The organism is Vibrio sp. YT-15, assembly GCF_033337445.1.
GTDB classification, from domain to species: Bacteria; Pseudomonadota; Gammaproteobacteria; order Enterobacterales; family Vibrionaceae; genus Vibrio; species Vibrio alginolyticus.
Genome location: NZ_JAWOQR010000002.1, coordinates 1 through 16,054, shown reverse-complemented (window position 1 = coordinate 16,054; position 16,054 = coordinate 1). Strand labels below are relative to the sequence as shown.

The window sequence follows — 16,054 nt, the reverse complement described above, 5'->3', positions numbered from 1 at the left end:
AAGGTCAAAAAGACCCGACACTGACAGCTAAAATGCAAAAATCACACCACAATATTGAGTCAATTCTCGGTAAGCTAATAGATGGCATGTTTATGGAACAAACATCAACAGTACTATCCGAGAACCTGGTTCCTAACATGATGTACAGCTACTTGATTGACTTTGAAAAACGATAAGCGTAAACAGACACTTTGCTTAACAATTAAGGAATCACTTTGAAGATCACAGAATTACGCCAATATAGAATCAAAGCAGGCAAAACAAAGCAATGGCTAAGTTGGATGAAGGAAGAACTGTTGCCCTATCAACGCTCACAAGGCATGCGTGTACTGAATACTTACGTCCACACTGGTGATGATGGACATGACTATTTTGTTTGGCTTAGAGAGTTCGACAATGAACAAGCACGCCAGACTCTCTACGAAAAAACATACAACGAGTGGTGGGTTTGCGAGATTCGACCGAAGGTGTTTGAGTTAATTGAACAAGACTCAATCAAAGTTACCTTACTTGAATCGGTAGAGATGTAGTCAGCTGCAACACCGTAATGAAATATCGAACCAATAACCTTTAGAAACGATGTGGTTTTCGACTGTAAAGTAAGGTGGAAAACTCGTCCATTTGCTTTTGTTCGCGCTTAGCTTCAGCAAGTTGTTTCTCTTTTTCGCGTTTGTCTATCATCCACTCATAGGATTTGCGTTCTTTACGCACGGTTAACCAATATTCTTTACAGTTTTCAACCTGCTCTTTGAAATGACTTTCTGCTTGCTTTTGCTTAGATAAAGTCTCATCTAGCTGGGTAAGGAATCGATTTAAGTGTCCATATTGACTTGCCGTTAGGCCCGCCTGACCACGGTCGACGAGTTGCTGGCAATAATCAAGCCGATACTTTTCAATTTGTTCAACCTGACGGTAATAATCTTCGAGTTCAGAACGCGCTTTGTTCAGTGCAAGCACAGCTTGGTCTTCACGATCCTTAGTTTGCTCAAGTAGAAACTCCATCGCATTATTCATGCGCTATCACCCACCCAAAATGTTTCTAAGCATATTGACGCACATATCATATGGCACTGATTCTTTCATGCTCTGCTGCAAGTATTCGTCTAACTTCGGTTTCAAAGTAAATGCGCCATCAATAGCAGGATCGGTACCCGGTTTGTACGCTCCAATCGAGACCAAATCTTGATTCTTGCGACAAATAGACAAGACCTGTCGCACCGCTTTTGACATCAGAACGTGCTCTTCGGTCGTGATTTGCGGCATAACACGGCTCACCGACTTCTCGACATCAATCGCCGGATAATGGCCTGCATCCGCCATTTCACGAGAAAGTACAATATGGCCATCAAGAATGGCTCGCGATGCGTCCGCTATCGGATCTTGCAAATCATCCCCTTCGGTCAACACGGTAAAGAACGCCGTAATCGAGCCTTGCTCGGCACTTCCATTACCCGCTCGCTCAACCAGCGCTGGCAGCTTGGCAAATACAGAAGGCGGGTAACCTTTCGTCGCTGGCGGCTCACCAACAGAAAGTGCGATTTCACGCTGTGCTTGTGCAAAACGAGTCAACGAGTCCATCAATAGCAGAACATCTAACCCTTGGTCCCGGAAGTATTCAGCAATCGTTAATGCCGTTTGGCACCCCTTTAAGCGCATTAGAGGTGAAGCATCGGCAGGCGCCGCGACCACCACTGAGCGGCGACGACCGTCCTCACCCAAGATCTCTTCGATGAATTCTTTAACTTCACGTCCACGCTCACCTATCAGGCCGACGACCACAACCTGTGCGGTGGTGCCTCGCGTCATCATGCCAAGCGTGACCGATTTACCCACACCAGAACCTGCAAACAGACCGATACGCTGACCTTTACCAACCGTCAACAAACCATTGATGGCTTTTAGGCCAACATCGAGCGGTTCAGAAATTGGCTTTCGAGCCAACGGGTTGATTGGTTCGGCATTAAAAGAGGCACGGTGATCGGTATACAAAGGGCCAAGTCCATCAAGTGGATTCCCAACCCCGTCTATCACGCGCCCAAGTAACTCCATGCCGACAGGCAAACCAGCGTCACTGGTTAAAGGGGTGACTCTCGCTCCAGGTAAAATGCCCGTAATTTGTTCGCTTGGCATTAAAAATAGGTTGTCACCTGAAAAGCCGACAACCTCGGCTTCCATCTGACCTGACATGGTTTCCACTAAGCATAAACTGCCAATTGGTGCGCGACAGCCGGTCGCTTCCAACGTTAACCCAACCACACGCACCAGTTTGCCAGAGGCGACAGGACGCGTCGTAAGGCCTTCAACTTTGTAGCTTTTTAAGCGGTCAGAGAGTGCTTGCATGGATTACTCGCCCTCTTGATGACGGTTTGCGCCACAAAAGCTGTGCAATACGCTTTTGACGCGTTCTTCCATGCGATAATTAATGCTTGATTCACCGGCTTCAATCTGGACGTCACCTCGATTGAGCGATGGCTCAGCAACTAACGTCCAGTTGCGACAATTAAGGTCTTCTTCACCATAAGCTGAACGAATAATCGCGACATCTTCTGGATTCAGGTGCAAGGTAATAGGGTGGCCTGATATTGGTAGCGCTTCAACCGACTGCTTCACTGTATCTAAAATAATTTGAGGGTTGGTTTGTACTTCAACGTGCACCACTTCTTTAACTAAACAGAGCACCATATCCACCAGCTGCTTTTCAACCTGAGCATTCATCAACTCCAAAGGTTGAGCAAACTGATTGGCCAAGTTCATAAAAGTTTCAACTTGCTGCTGAATGTATTCTTGCCCTGCAGTTACCCCTTCAGCTTTTCCGAGCTCGAGACCTTCAGCATGGCCGGCTTGCAACCCTTCTTCTTTACCTTTGTCGTAACCTTGCTTAAAGCCAGCTTCCTGACCTTGATGTAAGCCTTCTTGATAAGCACCTTGCTTAATCAGTTCAATTTGTTCTTCGGTGAGCGCAAGTGGCTGCTCTTCTTCAGGCTCATCAAAATTCGGCACCCATCCCGGGTCATAGTTGAACGCGGTTTGTTTTGCTTGTTTGGCTTTAGGCTCGCCATAATCAGGCAGCCCCCAACGTTGAGGTTCGATCATCGAATCATCTTCATCAGGACGGATAAATCCACGTTTTCTATCGCCAGCCATGGGTTACCTATTGTGTGTTCGATTAAGAAGTGAGGGTGCTCCGCAATAGGATAATTGCGAAGCAATAGAAATTATAAGAATTCGTCAGCACCGCCAGATAGCATGAGCTCACCAGCATCCGCCATTCGACGGGCAATTGCTAAGATTTCTTTCTGAGCGGCTTCTACATCTGCCACTCGTACTGGCGGCATCGCTTCTATATCATCACGCATCATATCAGCAGCACGTTTAGACATATTCTTGAAGACTTTCTCACGTAACGAGTCATCTGCACCTTTGAGTGCTTTTTGCAACACGTCTTGTGGTACGTCACGCAGCAACTTCTGAATACCTTGGTCGTCCACTTCGACTAAGTTTTCGAAGACAAACATTAGGTCTTGGATTTGCGTCGCCATGTCTTCGTCCTGATCGCGAATTTGTTCCATCAACAAACCTTCGACGTTGTTGTCTAGGTAGTTCATGATCTCCGCTGCTGCTTTCAGGCCGCCAATTTTGGCTGCTTGTGCACCCGCTTGACCCGCGAACTGTTTCTCCATGATTTCGTTCAGCTCTGCCAATGCTGATGGCTGAACTTCTTCAAGGTTGGCAATACGCATCATCAGATCCAAACGCACGCGCTCAGGAAACTGAGACAAAATCTCTGCAGATTGGTCTGCTTCTAAATAAGACAATACGATAGTTTGAATCTGTGGGTGTTCATTGACAATAATGCTCGCCACTTGGCGTGGGTCCATCCATTTCAAGGAATCCAAGCCTTTTGAGCCCGTACCAAGTAGGATCTGGTCAACTAAGTTGTTGGCTTTGTCTTCACCAAGAGCGGCAACCAATGCATTACGCATAAAGTCTTCGCTGCCCATACCAATGTTGGTGTATTTCTGGATATCCTCCAAAAACGCACGATGAACAGCAGATACCTTGTCTTGGCTGAGATCCTTCGCGCGAGCCATCGCACTACCAACACGCTGAACCTGTTTTGGTTCTAGGTGACGGATAATGCCAGCTGCATCTTGTTCATTAAGGCTCAGTAGCAAAATTGCCGCTTTTTCTTCGCCAGTAATGGTTGAAACATCCAGCTCTACTGGCATTCCCGCGGCGTTGTCATCTTGAGGTACGATATCGTTAGCCATTGTCATTCATCCAGTTTTTCACTACTTGAGCAGCCAGTTCAGGTTCATTTGCAACCAGAGCGCGAACCGCTTTCAATACATCTTCATCTTTATGAAGGTTTGGCAAATCAATGCTTGAGCCAAACTCGAACAGTTCGCTGCTTTCGATGTCACTGCCAATCAAGCTAGTTTCACCATCCGCACCAATCGGCAAGCCGTCTGGTCCGTACATTTCGTCTTCATCATCGCTGGTAGGGTTAAGCAATTTCTTCATTGCTGGGCGAACCAGAACCAACACAACCACAATAATCACTAATGCACTTGCGAACCAACGAACCCAATCACTGAAGTTAGGGTGCTCCCAAATTGGTGGTTCTTCTAGCTGCTCAGCCTCTGGCTCAGCAAACTTTACACTCAATACATTCAGTAAATCGCCACGGCCTTGATCAAAGCCAACGGTACCAATTAATACTTGGCGAATGGCATTGATTTCAGATTCGGACATTGGGGTATAAGTCACTTCACCCGTATCAGGGTTAACTTGACGACGGTCTTTAATCGCAACAGAAACGGTCTGACGAGCCACTGTCCCGGTCTGCTTTCGCTCGTGGCTGATGGTCGTATCAAGTTCAAAGTTACGCGTGGACTCTTTACGAACTGACCCCTGCCCCATGACAGAACCATCTTTCATTTGAGCCACATCTTGCGGAATTGAGGCATCCGCTGGAGGCTGATTACTCAACGCACCCGGAATACCCGCTACCATGTTACCGTTATTGTAATCTTCGAGTGCGTACTCACTGCGGGTCGCAGGGGTGTTCGGATCAAAGCGTTTGCGAGTTTGTTCAACCGCACTGAAATCCATTTGGATATCAACCTGCGCCGTATAGTTGCCATAACCTAAAATGGGTAATAGTACGGAATCAATTTTTTCGCGCAGCGCTTGCTCTTGGCTGCGTTCTAATTCTTGTTCTTTGCGTCGCGCCGCAGAAGCGGGATCTTGGGAGCCTGAGCTGAGTAAGCGGCCATGCTGATCTGTGACGGTAATTCGAGAAGTTTTCATTCCCGGCACGGCACTCGCTACCATGTCGACAATAGAATCCACTTCTTGCTGCTTAAGGTTCGTGCCTGTCGACAATGTCAAAAATACCGACGCAGACGCTTCCTGGTTATGACGCACAAACACGCTGTGCTTTGGCAGTGCCAATAACACTCGTGCTTTGCGAACTTGCTTCATTTCTTCAATTGCTTGAGCTAATTGGCGCTCTCGACTGAGTTTGAGACGCTCTTGCTCGAGACGTTGTGAAACACCAAAACCCATGTCTTGCAGCAAAATATCATCGCCTGCTTCTGTAGCTTGGTTAACGCCGGAACGAACCATGCCAAGTTTGATCGAGTTGTACTCACTCGATTCAACAGAAACAGTATTGCCATCAAGCTTATAATTGATTTTCTGCTGGTCCAGATAATCCAGAACGGGGATCAATTCTTCGGTCTCATACGCACCAAGTGGGCGCATCTCCGGTTCTTTGACCCAAAAGAACAGCATCACGATCAATGCAACACAGATGGATATCGACAGCACAAGCACAACCTGACGAAGTAAATCGAGGTCGCCCACTGCCATATCGAATTTTGACGCACTGCGCTCCTCTAGATCTGGATTTTGACTCTCCACATCCACATCGGAACTTGCTACCAGTGCACCATCTGAGCCGCCTTCAGTGACGGTTAAATCTGTAGACTTGTCTGCCACACTTATTACCTAAATTACACTGGCATGTTCATGAGGTCTTTATATGCCTCAACGAGTTTATTGCGAATTTGAACCGTCGCATCAAAAGCGACACTAGACTTGTTACGAGCGATCATAACGTCAGAAAGGGATACATCGGCATCACCACGATCAAAACGGGTTTGTAAATCACCAGATGCTTTTTGAAGTGTGTTCACGTTATTGATGGCTTTAGTTAGGAGATCGTTAAAATCCGCTCCAACTTTCGCCCCACTTGCAGTAGGAGCCGTATTGGTTGCTTCTACCATCATGGCGCGCATTTCTGCCTGAATACCATCAATTTTCATTAGCACCTCTAAGCCAAAAGATTGACTATTAACAAAACTGATTATTGACATAGCAATTAACGTGCCATAAGACATTATCAATCAATTTACTTACACTTTTCGTCTTATGGCTGTTGTCTGTGTTAATTCGGGATATCTATACCAGCATCACGCATTTTGGCAAGCTTATAGCGCAAGGTTCGAGGGCTTATACCCAGTTTCTCCGCCATTTCTTTGCGTCGACCATTACACTCAACCAAAGTCTCCAAAATAATGGCGTATTCTTGATCGCGCAGCTCGCTACCTAAGCCTTCTCCACCAGTTACTGGGCGGCTAACACTCTCAGCTTGAGCAACTGGCTTAACATTGGGCACGACCATATCTGCATTTTGCACCACGTGTTGCAAGCTATTGGCATCTTGCCAATCTACGCCCTCAAGCAAAATGTGCTCTGCATCGATGTCGCCATTTTCACTTAATATCAGCGCTCGTTGAACCACGTTATCCAATTCACGAACATTACCCGGCCAAGGGTATTGCAATAGTTTTTCTAACGCAACGGTCGAGAATTGAGGCACTGGCATGCCCATTTTGCTGCAATGACGCTCAGCAAGATGCTTGGCAAGCGGTGCAATATCGCCTTTACGTTCTTTAAGTGCAGGCCACGAAATTGGGAATACATTCAGGCGGTAATATAAGTCCTCTCTGAAGTTTCCTTCTGACACGTATTGCTTAAGATCACGGTTACTCGTCGCTAACACACGAACATCTAACTTGATGCTTTTGCGACTGCCAAGGCGCTCTACTTCTCGCTCTTGCAAAACACGCAACAACTTCGCTTGCAGGTTCAAGTCCATTTCGCTGATTTCATCAAGCAAGATTGTGCCACCTTGCGCTTGTTCAAACTTTCCTGGGCATGCCTGAACAGCACCAGTAAATGCGCCCTTTTCATAGCCAAACAGTGTTGCTTCGAGCATATTGTCAGGAATCGCGGCACAGTTAATTGCGACAAAAGGACCATTTTTACGATTCGACGCGTTGTGAATATAGCGCGACATCACTTCTTTACCTGAGCCACTCGGACCTAGCACCATAACATTCGCATCTGTACGCGCCACTTTATCGGCCAACGCGAGTAAGCGCAGACTTTTCTCATCAGCAACGATAGCATCACCGTTGTCATCACTTTTTATCGGTGCATAACGACTGACCATATTTAGCAACACTTCTGGTGCAAATGGTTTCGCCATGTAGTCGATCGCGCCATCTTTCATTGCAGACACGGCATCTTCAATGTTGGCGTACGCCGTCATTAGCAATACTGGTAAGTTAGGCCAATTCTGCTTGATGCTTTTGAGCAGAGCTAAGCCACCCATACCCGCCATTTGCACATCAGAAACGACGATATCAACCGTATTCGATTTCAGCTTCAACAGTGCATCTTCAGCACAGTCCGCTTCCAACCATTCATACCCTGCCAGAGCCAGAGTATCGACTAGGGCTTCACGAAGACCTTCATCGTCTTCTACGATCAGCACTTTGCTTTGCGCCATTATGATTCTCCAGAAATTGTTATTACCAAAAGCCGCTTATTGCGCTTCTGTTTGCACTCGCTCTAGCGGAATGCACATGGTGAAGCAGGCTCCATCACCCTGCTCTGAAATAAGTTCCAATCGACCGTCATGGGCACGGCAAACCATTTGAACAACTGCCAACCCTAATCCAGTTCCTTGAGAACGTGTGGTAAAAAATGGCTCCATGATTTTGGCTTGCAGTTCTTCGGGCACTCCCGGTCCGCTGTCTTGCACAGAAATGCGTAACTCACCATTTACCGGGCGGAAAAAAATATCGACTTGCGATTCTTTACCAGACATTTGAATCGCGTTCATGACCAGATTACTTAATGCGGATGCAATGGCGTTCGCATTGCCTAGTAGCTCAGTTTGTTCTTCTTCCACTTCTAGGCAGTAATCAATACTGTTGTTTTTTAGCGCGGTTTCGACCATCGGCTGGTATTCCGCTACCAACTGGGCAATCGTGAATGGCTTAATGACTTTATTATCACCACCTTTAGCAAAAAGCAGCATATCATTAACCTGCTTTTCCAAATCGTGCAGTCGATCCATTAATTTGGTTTGGAAGCGATCTTTTGTCGCTGGAGGAAGATTTGGCGCTCCCAAATTGGATGCATATAACATAGCGCTCGACAGCGGCGTTCTTACTTGGTGAGCAAGCGATGCAACCATACGTCCTAACGACGATAAGCGCTGTAAATCACTGACACGAGCTTGAAGTAAACGGGTTTCGGTTAAATCGGTAATCAGGATCAATTGACCTGTTGTGGACGCCGAGATGGCGAGTCGAACTTTACGGCCATTACGTAATGAAACTTCGTGGCCATCATCTTCACGTGGGTCAAACACCGCCTGGATAACGTTGAACCATTTTTCGTTAACCAGTGGAATCTCAAGAATTCGGTGCGCTTCTGGATTTGCTTCACGCACTACTCCGTACGTATCGAGCAAAATCACTCCAGCAGGCATCACATCGAGCACCTGTTTGTAGCGCTCAACCTGATTCTCTACGGAATCTAAATGGGATTGATTGGTGTTGTTATCCATTACTGCCTGTCGAAATATCGCCGCTAAAACTAAAATAGCTTGGTAAGCAATTAGCGTACCAAGCTATTTTTTATATTTATCAGGACGTTAAGCAATCGACAATAAGTTGACACTCAGAGATAACGGTTTTGGATGCCAGAAAAGCGATGTTAACCAGCCCAAGTGATTATTCAGATATCGTCTTAAAACTTCACTTTACCTAGCGCTGTAAGTTGTACTTACGCATTTTTTCCACCAGCGTAGTACGTCGCATACCCAGCATGTCGGCCGCTCTTGCTACAACGCCACCCTGCGCTTCTAATGCTTGGCTGATCATATTAACTTCTAAATCAGCCAGCAGCTCTTTCAAATTAACCCCTTCCGGTGGCAGCGCTTGCGGGGCGTTCATGCTGTGATCAAGGTCGTCTTGATCTTCAAAGCTAAAATCTTCAGAGAAGATATCTTGGAATACGTCACGCTCTTGCTCTTCCACCGAAACAAATGGATTGCTCTCTGGTTGGAACTCTGGGATGTCACTGTAGCGATATTTGGTTGGTAGATGGTTTACATCCACCAAGCTATTTGGATACAGAATAATCATTCGCTCAACAAGATTAGCCAACTCGCGTACGTTCCCCGGCCAGTGATGCTCCATAAGTGAGTTGATTGCACGAGGTGTAAAGCAGATAGGTTGTCCGCCTTCCGCCTCTAAACGTGTCATCAGTTCTTGCAGCAGCAATGGTATATCTTGTTTGCGCTCTTTCAGCGCTGGCATCTCAATTGGAAACACGTTCAGGCGATAGAACAAGTCTTCTCGGAACGTGCCTTCTTCAATCATATTTTCTAGATTACGGTGTGTCGCCGCCACCACTCGAACGTTTACCTTGATGGTACTATTGCCACCTACACGTTCAAAGCAGCGTTCTTGCAATACACGAAGCAACTTTACTTGCATCGACATTGGCATATCGCCAATCTCATCAAGAAAGATCGTGCCACCGTCTGCGAGCTCAAATCGACCTTTACGGGCAGTTAACGCACCAGTAAACGCGCCTTTTTCGTGACCAAATAATTCGCTTTCTAGGAGCTCAGGCGGTATTGCACCACAGTTAATAGGTACAAATGCGCCATCGCGGTATGAAGAATGATAGTGGATGTTACGCGCAACAACTTCTTTACCCGTACCGGACTCACCTAAGATCAACACGTTTGCTTCTGTGTTTGATACTTGCTCAATCAGGTGTCGAACTTCTTGAATACCTCTACTTTGACCAACTAAGCTGCGAAAAAGCGTGTTTTTGCGTGCACTAGCAACAACATTCACTCCTTTTCGCCCCAGAAAATCTTTGCAGTGGCGTAACGCTTCACTAAGCTGTGGGTAATTAAGCGGCAGCTCTAGTTCACCAACAAAATTTGGAAGATCATCAACAGGCAAAGGAAAACGGCCCATGACTAGAAGAGGGATGTGGTAAGCGCTGTTTAAATGAGAGATAACCGTACTCGCCGCTTGACCTGCTGGAATATTACCAACAATACAGCACGACCATACGCTAGACCAATCAACATCGCTGAGCTGATCAGAACTGACCGCTTCGCAATTTTCTCCAACAAATTCCAATATATTGCTTAAATTTAAACGACTTGATGCGTCATCATCAATTACAAGCAGCTTTGCCAAACCATGCATAAGTAAGAATGATTGCCTTTATTTTAGGTGCGTTGCGGCCAAACCTTGATTTGCGCAATTGGGTGCTAAAGAAGGCAGAACCACCACACTCAATTTACGATAGACAAAATAGGAAAATCAGCAACAAAAAAGCCATTAGGGCTACTAATGGCTTCTATTTTATTTGAATATAAAAATAAGGCAACCAAGCAATGGAGAGGTGTGAGCTTGATAGAAACTTTGCTACACAACTCGTTGCGCAATTGACAAATATATTCGTCTAGTATCTTAACGCATTGTTTTGACTATTAAATACCAACTTCAGCAGCGGTAAGATTATGAAACTCTGTTGGGATTTGGTCCCAAGCGGACTTGATCTCACGGATAATGTCGATAACGTCGTCGATCAGCTGAGGCTCATTTTGATGGTTAGCAGCAGAAATTTGCGTGATCATAAACTCATACAGTGAATCTAAGTTTGAAGCAATATCACCACCGTCATCCATAGATAGACAGCTGCGTAGCGCGATAATGATGTCTAACGCTTTACCTAAGCGCTCACCTTTTGCTGGAATATTGCCTGCTTGCATGGCTGCTTTACCTTGAATAAGGCGCTCAATCGCACCAGCCATAAGCATTTGAATGACTTTGTGCGGAGAAGCCGCGCTAAGCTGGCTGTCGACTGATACCTTTTTGTATGCTTGCAAAGAACCGCGCATAGTAATCCTCTTTTAAATAAATTTTTTGTACTGCTGAAGTGAACGCTGGCCATAACGAAACTTATGGAGCTCTTTTCCGACCTTTGACGTTTCCGATTGCATCAGCTCGACAATTCTTTTGGTACGAGTTAGCAATGCTTGCCACTCTGCATCCTGCTTAACCAAAGGATTTTGATGAATAATTGGTAACAGGTTTTGCAATAACCGTTCCCTGATATCGACCAAGCGAAGAATTTCTTCAGCATTAAAATCAATTTTTTCTAATTCTTGCGTAATTAGTTGATCTATATCACTAATTTCCATGAGTTCTTTTTGCATTTATTAACCCAACGCACTCATCAAAGCGCCTAACTGGCCTTGCATTTTACCGGTCGCATCTTGCATCGCGGTAAACTTCGCATGAGTACGCTTCTCTAGGCTTTCCATGCGGCGATCTAATGCCGCTTGATCGTCACTCAAACGGTAGTTTTGTTCTGTGAGACTTTTTTCTCGAGTACGAATACTGCCTGTAATACCTGTGATACCGTGAATCGCATCTTCTACTCGTTTAGCAAAACCTGTGTTGCCACCGAAGAACTTTTCTAACTCGTTGAAGTTATTGTTCAACTGGCGGTCTAGCATGTCATAGTTGATTTCTAGGGTGCCTTGACGTGTGGTCGTAATGCCAAATTCTGTTAAGGACTTTAGGTTTTCAGGTGCTTTATCGATTCGAGTAGAAAAGACCGATTTTAATCGTGAATCTGCACTGCGTACGGTGCTGTCACCTGACAACGGCCCTTTTTGGCCAGTTACCGGATCCACACTCGCCAACGCTTGGGAGGTTTGATAAAACGAGTTATACGCTGCCACAAAGTTTTCGATATCGTTGCGTACACTTTGACGGTCGTACTCGACACCAATTTCAGCAGGCGGTTTATTCGGTTCTGATTTGCCTTTTAGTGTTAAATCAACACCTTCGATCGCATCTTCAATCACATTGTTGTGGCTAGATAGCTTTGCCACGCCATCAAGCAGAACTTCTGAATCTTGCCCTGCTTGTACTTCTGTCATCCCAAGGTATTGTTCAAAAGCAGATTGTGCCTTTGCGATTTTCGCTTCTGCTTCATCAATTTTTTCCAGACGCTCACGTTCTTGAGGATCAAGTTTAGCGCGATGAATTTGCTTAGCTTGCGCTTCGGAAAGTTCACCACGTGCCACTTTCTCGTCTAACGCTTGCTTTTCACTCGCAATTTTTTGCTCGATTTCCGCTTTTTCTTGCTCAAGAAGCTGCTTAGCCTCTTTCGTCGTAACGTAAGAATCGGTTAGGGTGCCCGATGCGGCATTATTCCAGCCTGGTACATCTGGTGCCTTCTCTATTGCCTTTTCGTCGAGTTCAAGCTCTGGTTCTTCATAAGAGTCCAACAAAGTACCTGACGCAGTTTCTGTCCACCCTGGAATTCTGTCTTCAGGGCGTAAGCTCGCGCGTCGGTTGGCTTCATCAATGGCTTCTTGACCAGCTTTGGCTGCTTCTGCACCCGCCGCAGAGATTGGCGCTTGCGATGCATCATCTTGTACATCGTCTGCCGCTTTTTGCTCTTCTGGAGGTAGAGGATTGCCGTTTGCATCCAGCTCTTCTGCTGGTTGTTCCGGAAATTTAAGAGGACCTAAGACATCTTCCGCCGCTGAACGAGCTTCTTCAAGCGCGTTGACGCGGTCTTCAAGTGTTTGGTATTCGAAATATTTAAGAGGGTTGCCTTTTTCTGCCTCCACACTGACTCTGATTTGATGATCCTTACCAGAGAGGTTAGAAGCGAGGATAAGGCGTGGACCTTCGACGTCGTTAATAAGAGATGCACGAACGCCAGGGTTATCTTTAGCGCCATTGATGCCGCGTACGACATCGATGAGCTTAGATCGGGAACGAACATCGATATTAAAACGCTCATCACCAAGCGAAATCTGCAGCTTACCAGGGCCAAATTTTGCGTCTTCTGGCAATACGTCAGAAGCGACTTTATGGCTCTGAGCAAGCTGCAACACATCGATAGCATATTTGCCAGCGATAGCATCTGTGGTTGCCGTGGCAGATACGATATTGTCATCGGTCGTTTCGACAGTGCGAACGGCAAATGCTTTCTCCTGACGAAAGTTCGCCATGAGATTTTTCATCGTATCCAATGATTCTCTGAGTCGTCCGTAAGCACTGATACTGGCATTAATTGTCGTGCGTTCGTTGTCGATGCGTTGCTGCTTTGGTACGCGTTCGGCATCCACAATTTTGCTGACCATAGAATTAATATCCATGCCGCCAGACATCCCCAAAGGGCCTAAACTCATCAAATCACCTCTAAAAACGACTTACACTTTTTCAGTCAACAACCCGCTGTTGGCTGTGTGCTCAGCTAGGCGACGCAATACCACTAGCATTTCTTCATCAGGAATTTGACGAATCACGTCACCGGTATTGGCTTCATAAATCGTCACCACATCTCGTCCGGATTCTTCATCCACTCGAAATGCGACTCCTTTGTTTATGGACGTGACAAATTCATTCATTTGTGCGACCAATTTTTCACGTTCTTCTTTGTTCAGTTCTTGACGGCTTTCAGCCATCTCGATCGCAGCTTGAACAGAGAAGTCGTATTCGGTGTTTTTCGCTTTTTGCGGCGAAATCTCACCATTTGAATTTGCTGGGCTAGACGTGCCTATATCATTGCCATTTTTATTTGCAAACTTTGTGCCATTTGGCGTGCCGTAAGGCTGGATGTTCGATGCGTAGGAGGATATATCCATTACAATCTCCCTTCCACCTTATGGGCTAACGATAGAATCTATCGCTTTGGTGCCCCAGCACTAAGGTGTTGACCTCAGGCTGGGTTTACCACTTAGCCCAACAAGCTTAGCGCTGCAGATGGAGACTGCTTCGCTTGAGCCAGGATTGAAGTACTTGCTTGCTGAAGAATTTGCGACTTAGTCATCGCAGTGGTTTCCTTCGCGTAATCAGTATCTTTAATACGGCTTTTAGACGCGTTAACGTTCTCGTTAATGTTGTCTAGGTTGCTGATTGCGTGGTTGAAGCGGTTTTGGAAAGCACCGAGTGAAGCTCGTTGGCTGTCTACGGACTTAAGAGCACCGTCGATAACCGCTACTGCTTCTTGAGAGCCAGCTACTGTGGTTACGTCGATGTCTTTCACTGTTACGTCTTTCGGGCCACCAAAGCCGATCTCGTCTGCTAGGTTGCCAGAAAACTCAACATCACCTTCAACTTTTTGAGAAGAAGCAAATACTTGTAGTTTGCCATCTTCGCCAACAGAGGCTTTTACATCATCGTTTTGACCGTTGATGTATGTCGCTAGCTGCTCAATATCATCGCCTTGCTTAGCGCTGATTGATAGCTCTTTCTCTTCACCCTGCTTGTTGGTGTAGCTCATTTTGAACTCTGTTTTCTCACCAACAGTCCAAGATGCGTCTTTACCCTCTTCTGCTGCGTAGCTCTTACCACCCATTGCTGAAGTGTCTGAGCGTAGGTTACCCATAGAAAGCATCACGGCTTCACCTGAGTCCGCACCGATTTGGAAAGATTGAGTACCGTAAGTACCGTTTAGAAGCTTGTTACCACCGAAAGAGGTAGTTTCAGCAATACGGTTTAGCTCGTCGTTTAGCGCTGTTACTTCTTCTTGGATCGCTACACGTTCTGCTTTTGAGTTAGAGCCGTTCGCCGATTGAAGCGAAAGATCACGCATACGTTGTAGGATGTTGGTAGATTCATTCATTGCACCTTCAGCAACCTGTGCAATAGAAATACCGTCGTTTGCGTTTTTCACTGCCATATCTAGGCCACGGCTTTGTGCATTCAAACGGTTTGAAATCTGTAGACCTGCAGCATCGTCTTTCGCGCTATTGATTTTATAACCCGAAGACAAACGCTCCATAGATTTTTGTTGACCGTCAGCTGCCTGGTTTAGGTAACGCTGTGCAGTCATCGCAGAAACGTTAGTATTAACGTTAATCGCCATAATTGATCTCCTTAAGGCTTTAGTGAATGTACCGTCGTGTCTCTCACCTCACTTAGGTACATCTCATTTCTCTCAGTCCCTTTAACGGCGACCGATGAATATCCTTTAGAAGAAATTTTCAATTTTTTGCGATTATTTTCTTTGGTTTACTGAAATGTGATGAAGCTCTAATGCCGTGATTCGCAGAAATCCTGAGTCCCCAAAAGACAGAAAAAAAACCCAGCCGAAGCTGGGTTTACTCGCTCATCTCTCACCACGAGCCAATGAGGTTCTCGTCTTAGGTTTGAAATTAACCTAGCAGACTTAGCGCTGAGTTTGGCGCTTGTTTCGCTTGCGCAAGGATTGAGCTTGACGCTTGCGATAGAATTTGTGATTTGGTCATTGCCGTCGTTTCTTTGGCGAAGTCAGTATCTTTGATACGGCTCTTCGACGCATTCACGTTCTCGTTAATGTTGTCCAAATTGCTGATTGCGTGGTTGAAACGGTTCTGGAATGCACCCAGCTCTGCGCGGTGGCTGTCTACATATTTCAGTGCCGCATCGATGATAGCAACAGATTCTTGTGCGCCACCGACTGAGGTTACGTCAATAGTATCTACCGTCACTTTTTTACCTTCGCCCAAACCTAGCTCACCAGATAGGCCGCCTGAAAACTCGACTTCGCCTTCGACTTTGTTGTTGCCAGCAAAGATTTGCAGTTTACCGTCTTGGTCTACTGAGGCTTTCACTAGGTCAGTTTGACCGTTAATGTAAGTCGCAAGCTC

General features: G+C 46.0%; 16 protein-coding genes. 1 reads left to right on the top strand and 15 read right to left on the bottom strand.

What is annotated here, in order from left to right; all coding sequences use genetic code 11:
* Positions 1–215: 215 nt before the first annotated feature.
* Complete coding sequence (locus R7D93_RS04125; RefSeq protein ID WP_213868025.1) at positions 216–530, top strand: NIPSNAP family protein; 315 nt, start codon at positions 216–218, stop codon at positions 528–530.
* A gap of 40 nt (positions 531–570) precedes the next feature.
* Here R7D93_RS04125 and fliJ read toward each other — a convergent pair whose 3' ends face one another.
* The 15 genes from fliJ to R7D93_RS04050 form a co-directional block, all read right to left on the bottom strand.
* Positions 571–1,014 (bottom strand): flagellar export protein FliJ, encoded by a 444-nt coding sequence (gene fliJ, locus R7D93_RS04120; protein WP_005380474.1) that lies wholly within the window; start codon positions 1,012–1,014, stop codon positions 571–573.
* Positions 1,015–1,020: 6 nt separating this feature from the next.
* A complete protein-coding gene (gene fliI, locus R7D93_RS04115) occupies positions 1,021–2,340 on the bottom strand; it encodes a flagellar protein export ATPase FliI (RefSeq protein ID WP_213868024.1) in 1,320 nt (439 codons plus the stop codon).
* A 3-nt stretch (positions 2,341–2,343) separates the two neighbouring features.
* Complete coding sequence (gene fliH, locus R7D93_RS04110; RefSeq protein ID WP_005394317.1) at positions 2,344–3,144, bottom strand: flagellar assembly protein FliH; 801 nt, start codon at positions 3,142–3,144, stop codon at positions 2,344–2,346.
* A 71-nt stretch (positions 3,145–3,215) separates the two neighbouring features.
* The gene (gene fliG / locus R7D93_RS04105; protein WP_005380470.1) at positions 3,216–4,271 is read right to left on the bottom strand and encodes a flagellar motor switch protein FliG; all 1,056 of its coding nucleotides are present in this window, start codon (positions 4,269–4,271) and stop codon (positions 3,216–3,218) included.
* On the bottom strand, positions 4,264–6,006 hold the full coding sequence (gene fliF, locus R7D93_RS04100) for a flagellar basal-body MS-ring/collar protein FliF (protein ID WP_005380462.1): 1,743 nt from the start codon (positions 6,004–6,006) through the stop codon (positions 4,264–4,266). The genes fliG and fliF overlap by 8 nt, the downstream gene beginning before the upstream one ends.
* Before the next feature lie 14 nt (positions 6,007–6,020).
* Positions 6,021–6,332 (bottom strand): flagellar hook-basal body complex protein FliE, encoded by a 312-nt coding sequence (fliE, locus tag R7D93_RS04095; RefSeq protein ID WP_005384482.1) that lies wholly within the window; start codon positions 6,330–6,332, stop codon positions 6,021–6,023.
* Between the two features lie 122 nt (positions 6,333–6,454).
* Complete coding sequence (locus tag R7D93_RS04090; RefSeq protein WP_151515040.1) at positions 6,455–7,864, bottom strand: sigma-54-dependent transcriptional regulator; 1,410 nt, start codon at positions 7,862–7,864, stop codon at positions 6,455–6,457.
* 36 nt (positions 7,865–7,900) lie between these two features.
* Positions 7,901–8,932: a sensor histidine kinase gene (locus tag R7D93_RS04085; RefSeq protein WP_005380459.1), complete on the bottom strand. Its 1,032-nt coding sequence runs from the start codon at positions 8,930–8,932 to the stop codon at positions 7,901–7,903.
* A 199-nt stretch (positions 8,933–9,131) separates the two neighbouring features.
* On the bottom strand, positions 9,132–10,598 hold the full coding sequence (locus tag R7D93_RS04080; protein ID WP_054575511.1) for a sigma-54 dependent transcriptional regulator: 1,467 nt from the start codon (positions 10,596–10,598) through the stop codon (positions 9,132–9,134).
* 287 nt (positions 10,599–10,885) lie between these two features.
* A complete protein-coding gene (gene fliS, locus R7D93_RS04075; RefSeq protein ID WP_005380457.1) occupies positions 10,886–11,296 on the bottom strand; it encodes a flagellar export chaperone FliS in 411 nt (136 codons plus the stop codon).
* Between the two features lie 12 nt (positions 11,297–11,308).
* Positions 11,309–11,614: a flagellar protein FliT gene (locus tag R7D93_RS04070; protein ID WP_005380456.1), complete on the bottom strand. Its 306-nt coding sequence runs from the start codon at positions 11,612–11,614 to the stop codon at positions 11,309–11,311.
* A gap of 3 nt (positions 11,615–11,617) precedes the next feature.
* On the bottom strand, positions 11,618–13,612 hold the full coding sequence (gene fliD, locus R7D93_RS04065) for a flagellar filament capping protein FliD (RefSeq protein ID WP_017635955.1): 1,995 nt from the start codon (positions 13,610–13,612) through the stop codon (positions 11,618–11,620).
* A gap of 21 nt (positions 13,613–13,633) precedes the next feature.
* The gene (gene flaG, locus R7D93_RS04060; protein ID WP_005384493.1) at positions 13,634–14,068 is read right to left on the bottom strand and encodes a flagellar protein FlaG; all 435 of its coding nucleotides are present in this window, start codon (positions 14,066–14,068) and stop codon (positions 13,634–13,636) included.
* Positions 14,069–14,160: 92 nt separating this feature from the next.
* A complete protein-coding gene (locus R7D93_RS04055) occupies positions 14,161–15,291 on the bottom strand; it encodes a flagellin (protein WP_005380449.1) in 1,131 nt (376 codons plus the stop codon).
* A gap of 289 nt (positions 15,292–15,580) precedes the next feature.
* On the bottom strand, positions 15,581–16,054 hold a 474-nt coding region (locus tag R7D93_RS04050; RefSeq protein WP_225473918.1), incomplete at its 5' end, for a flagellin.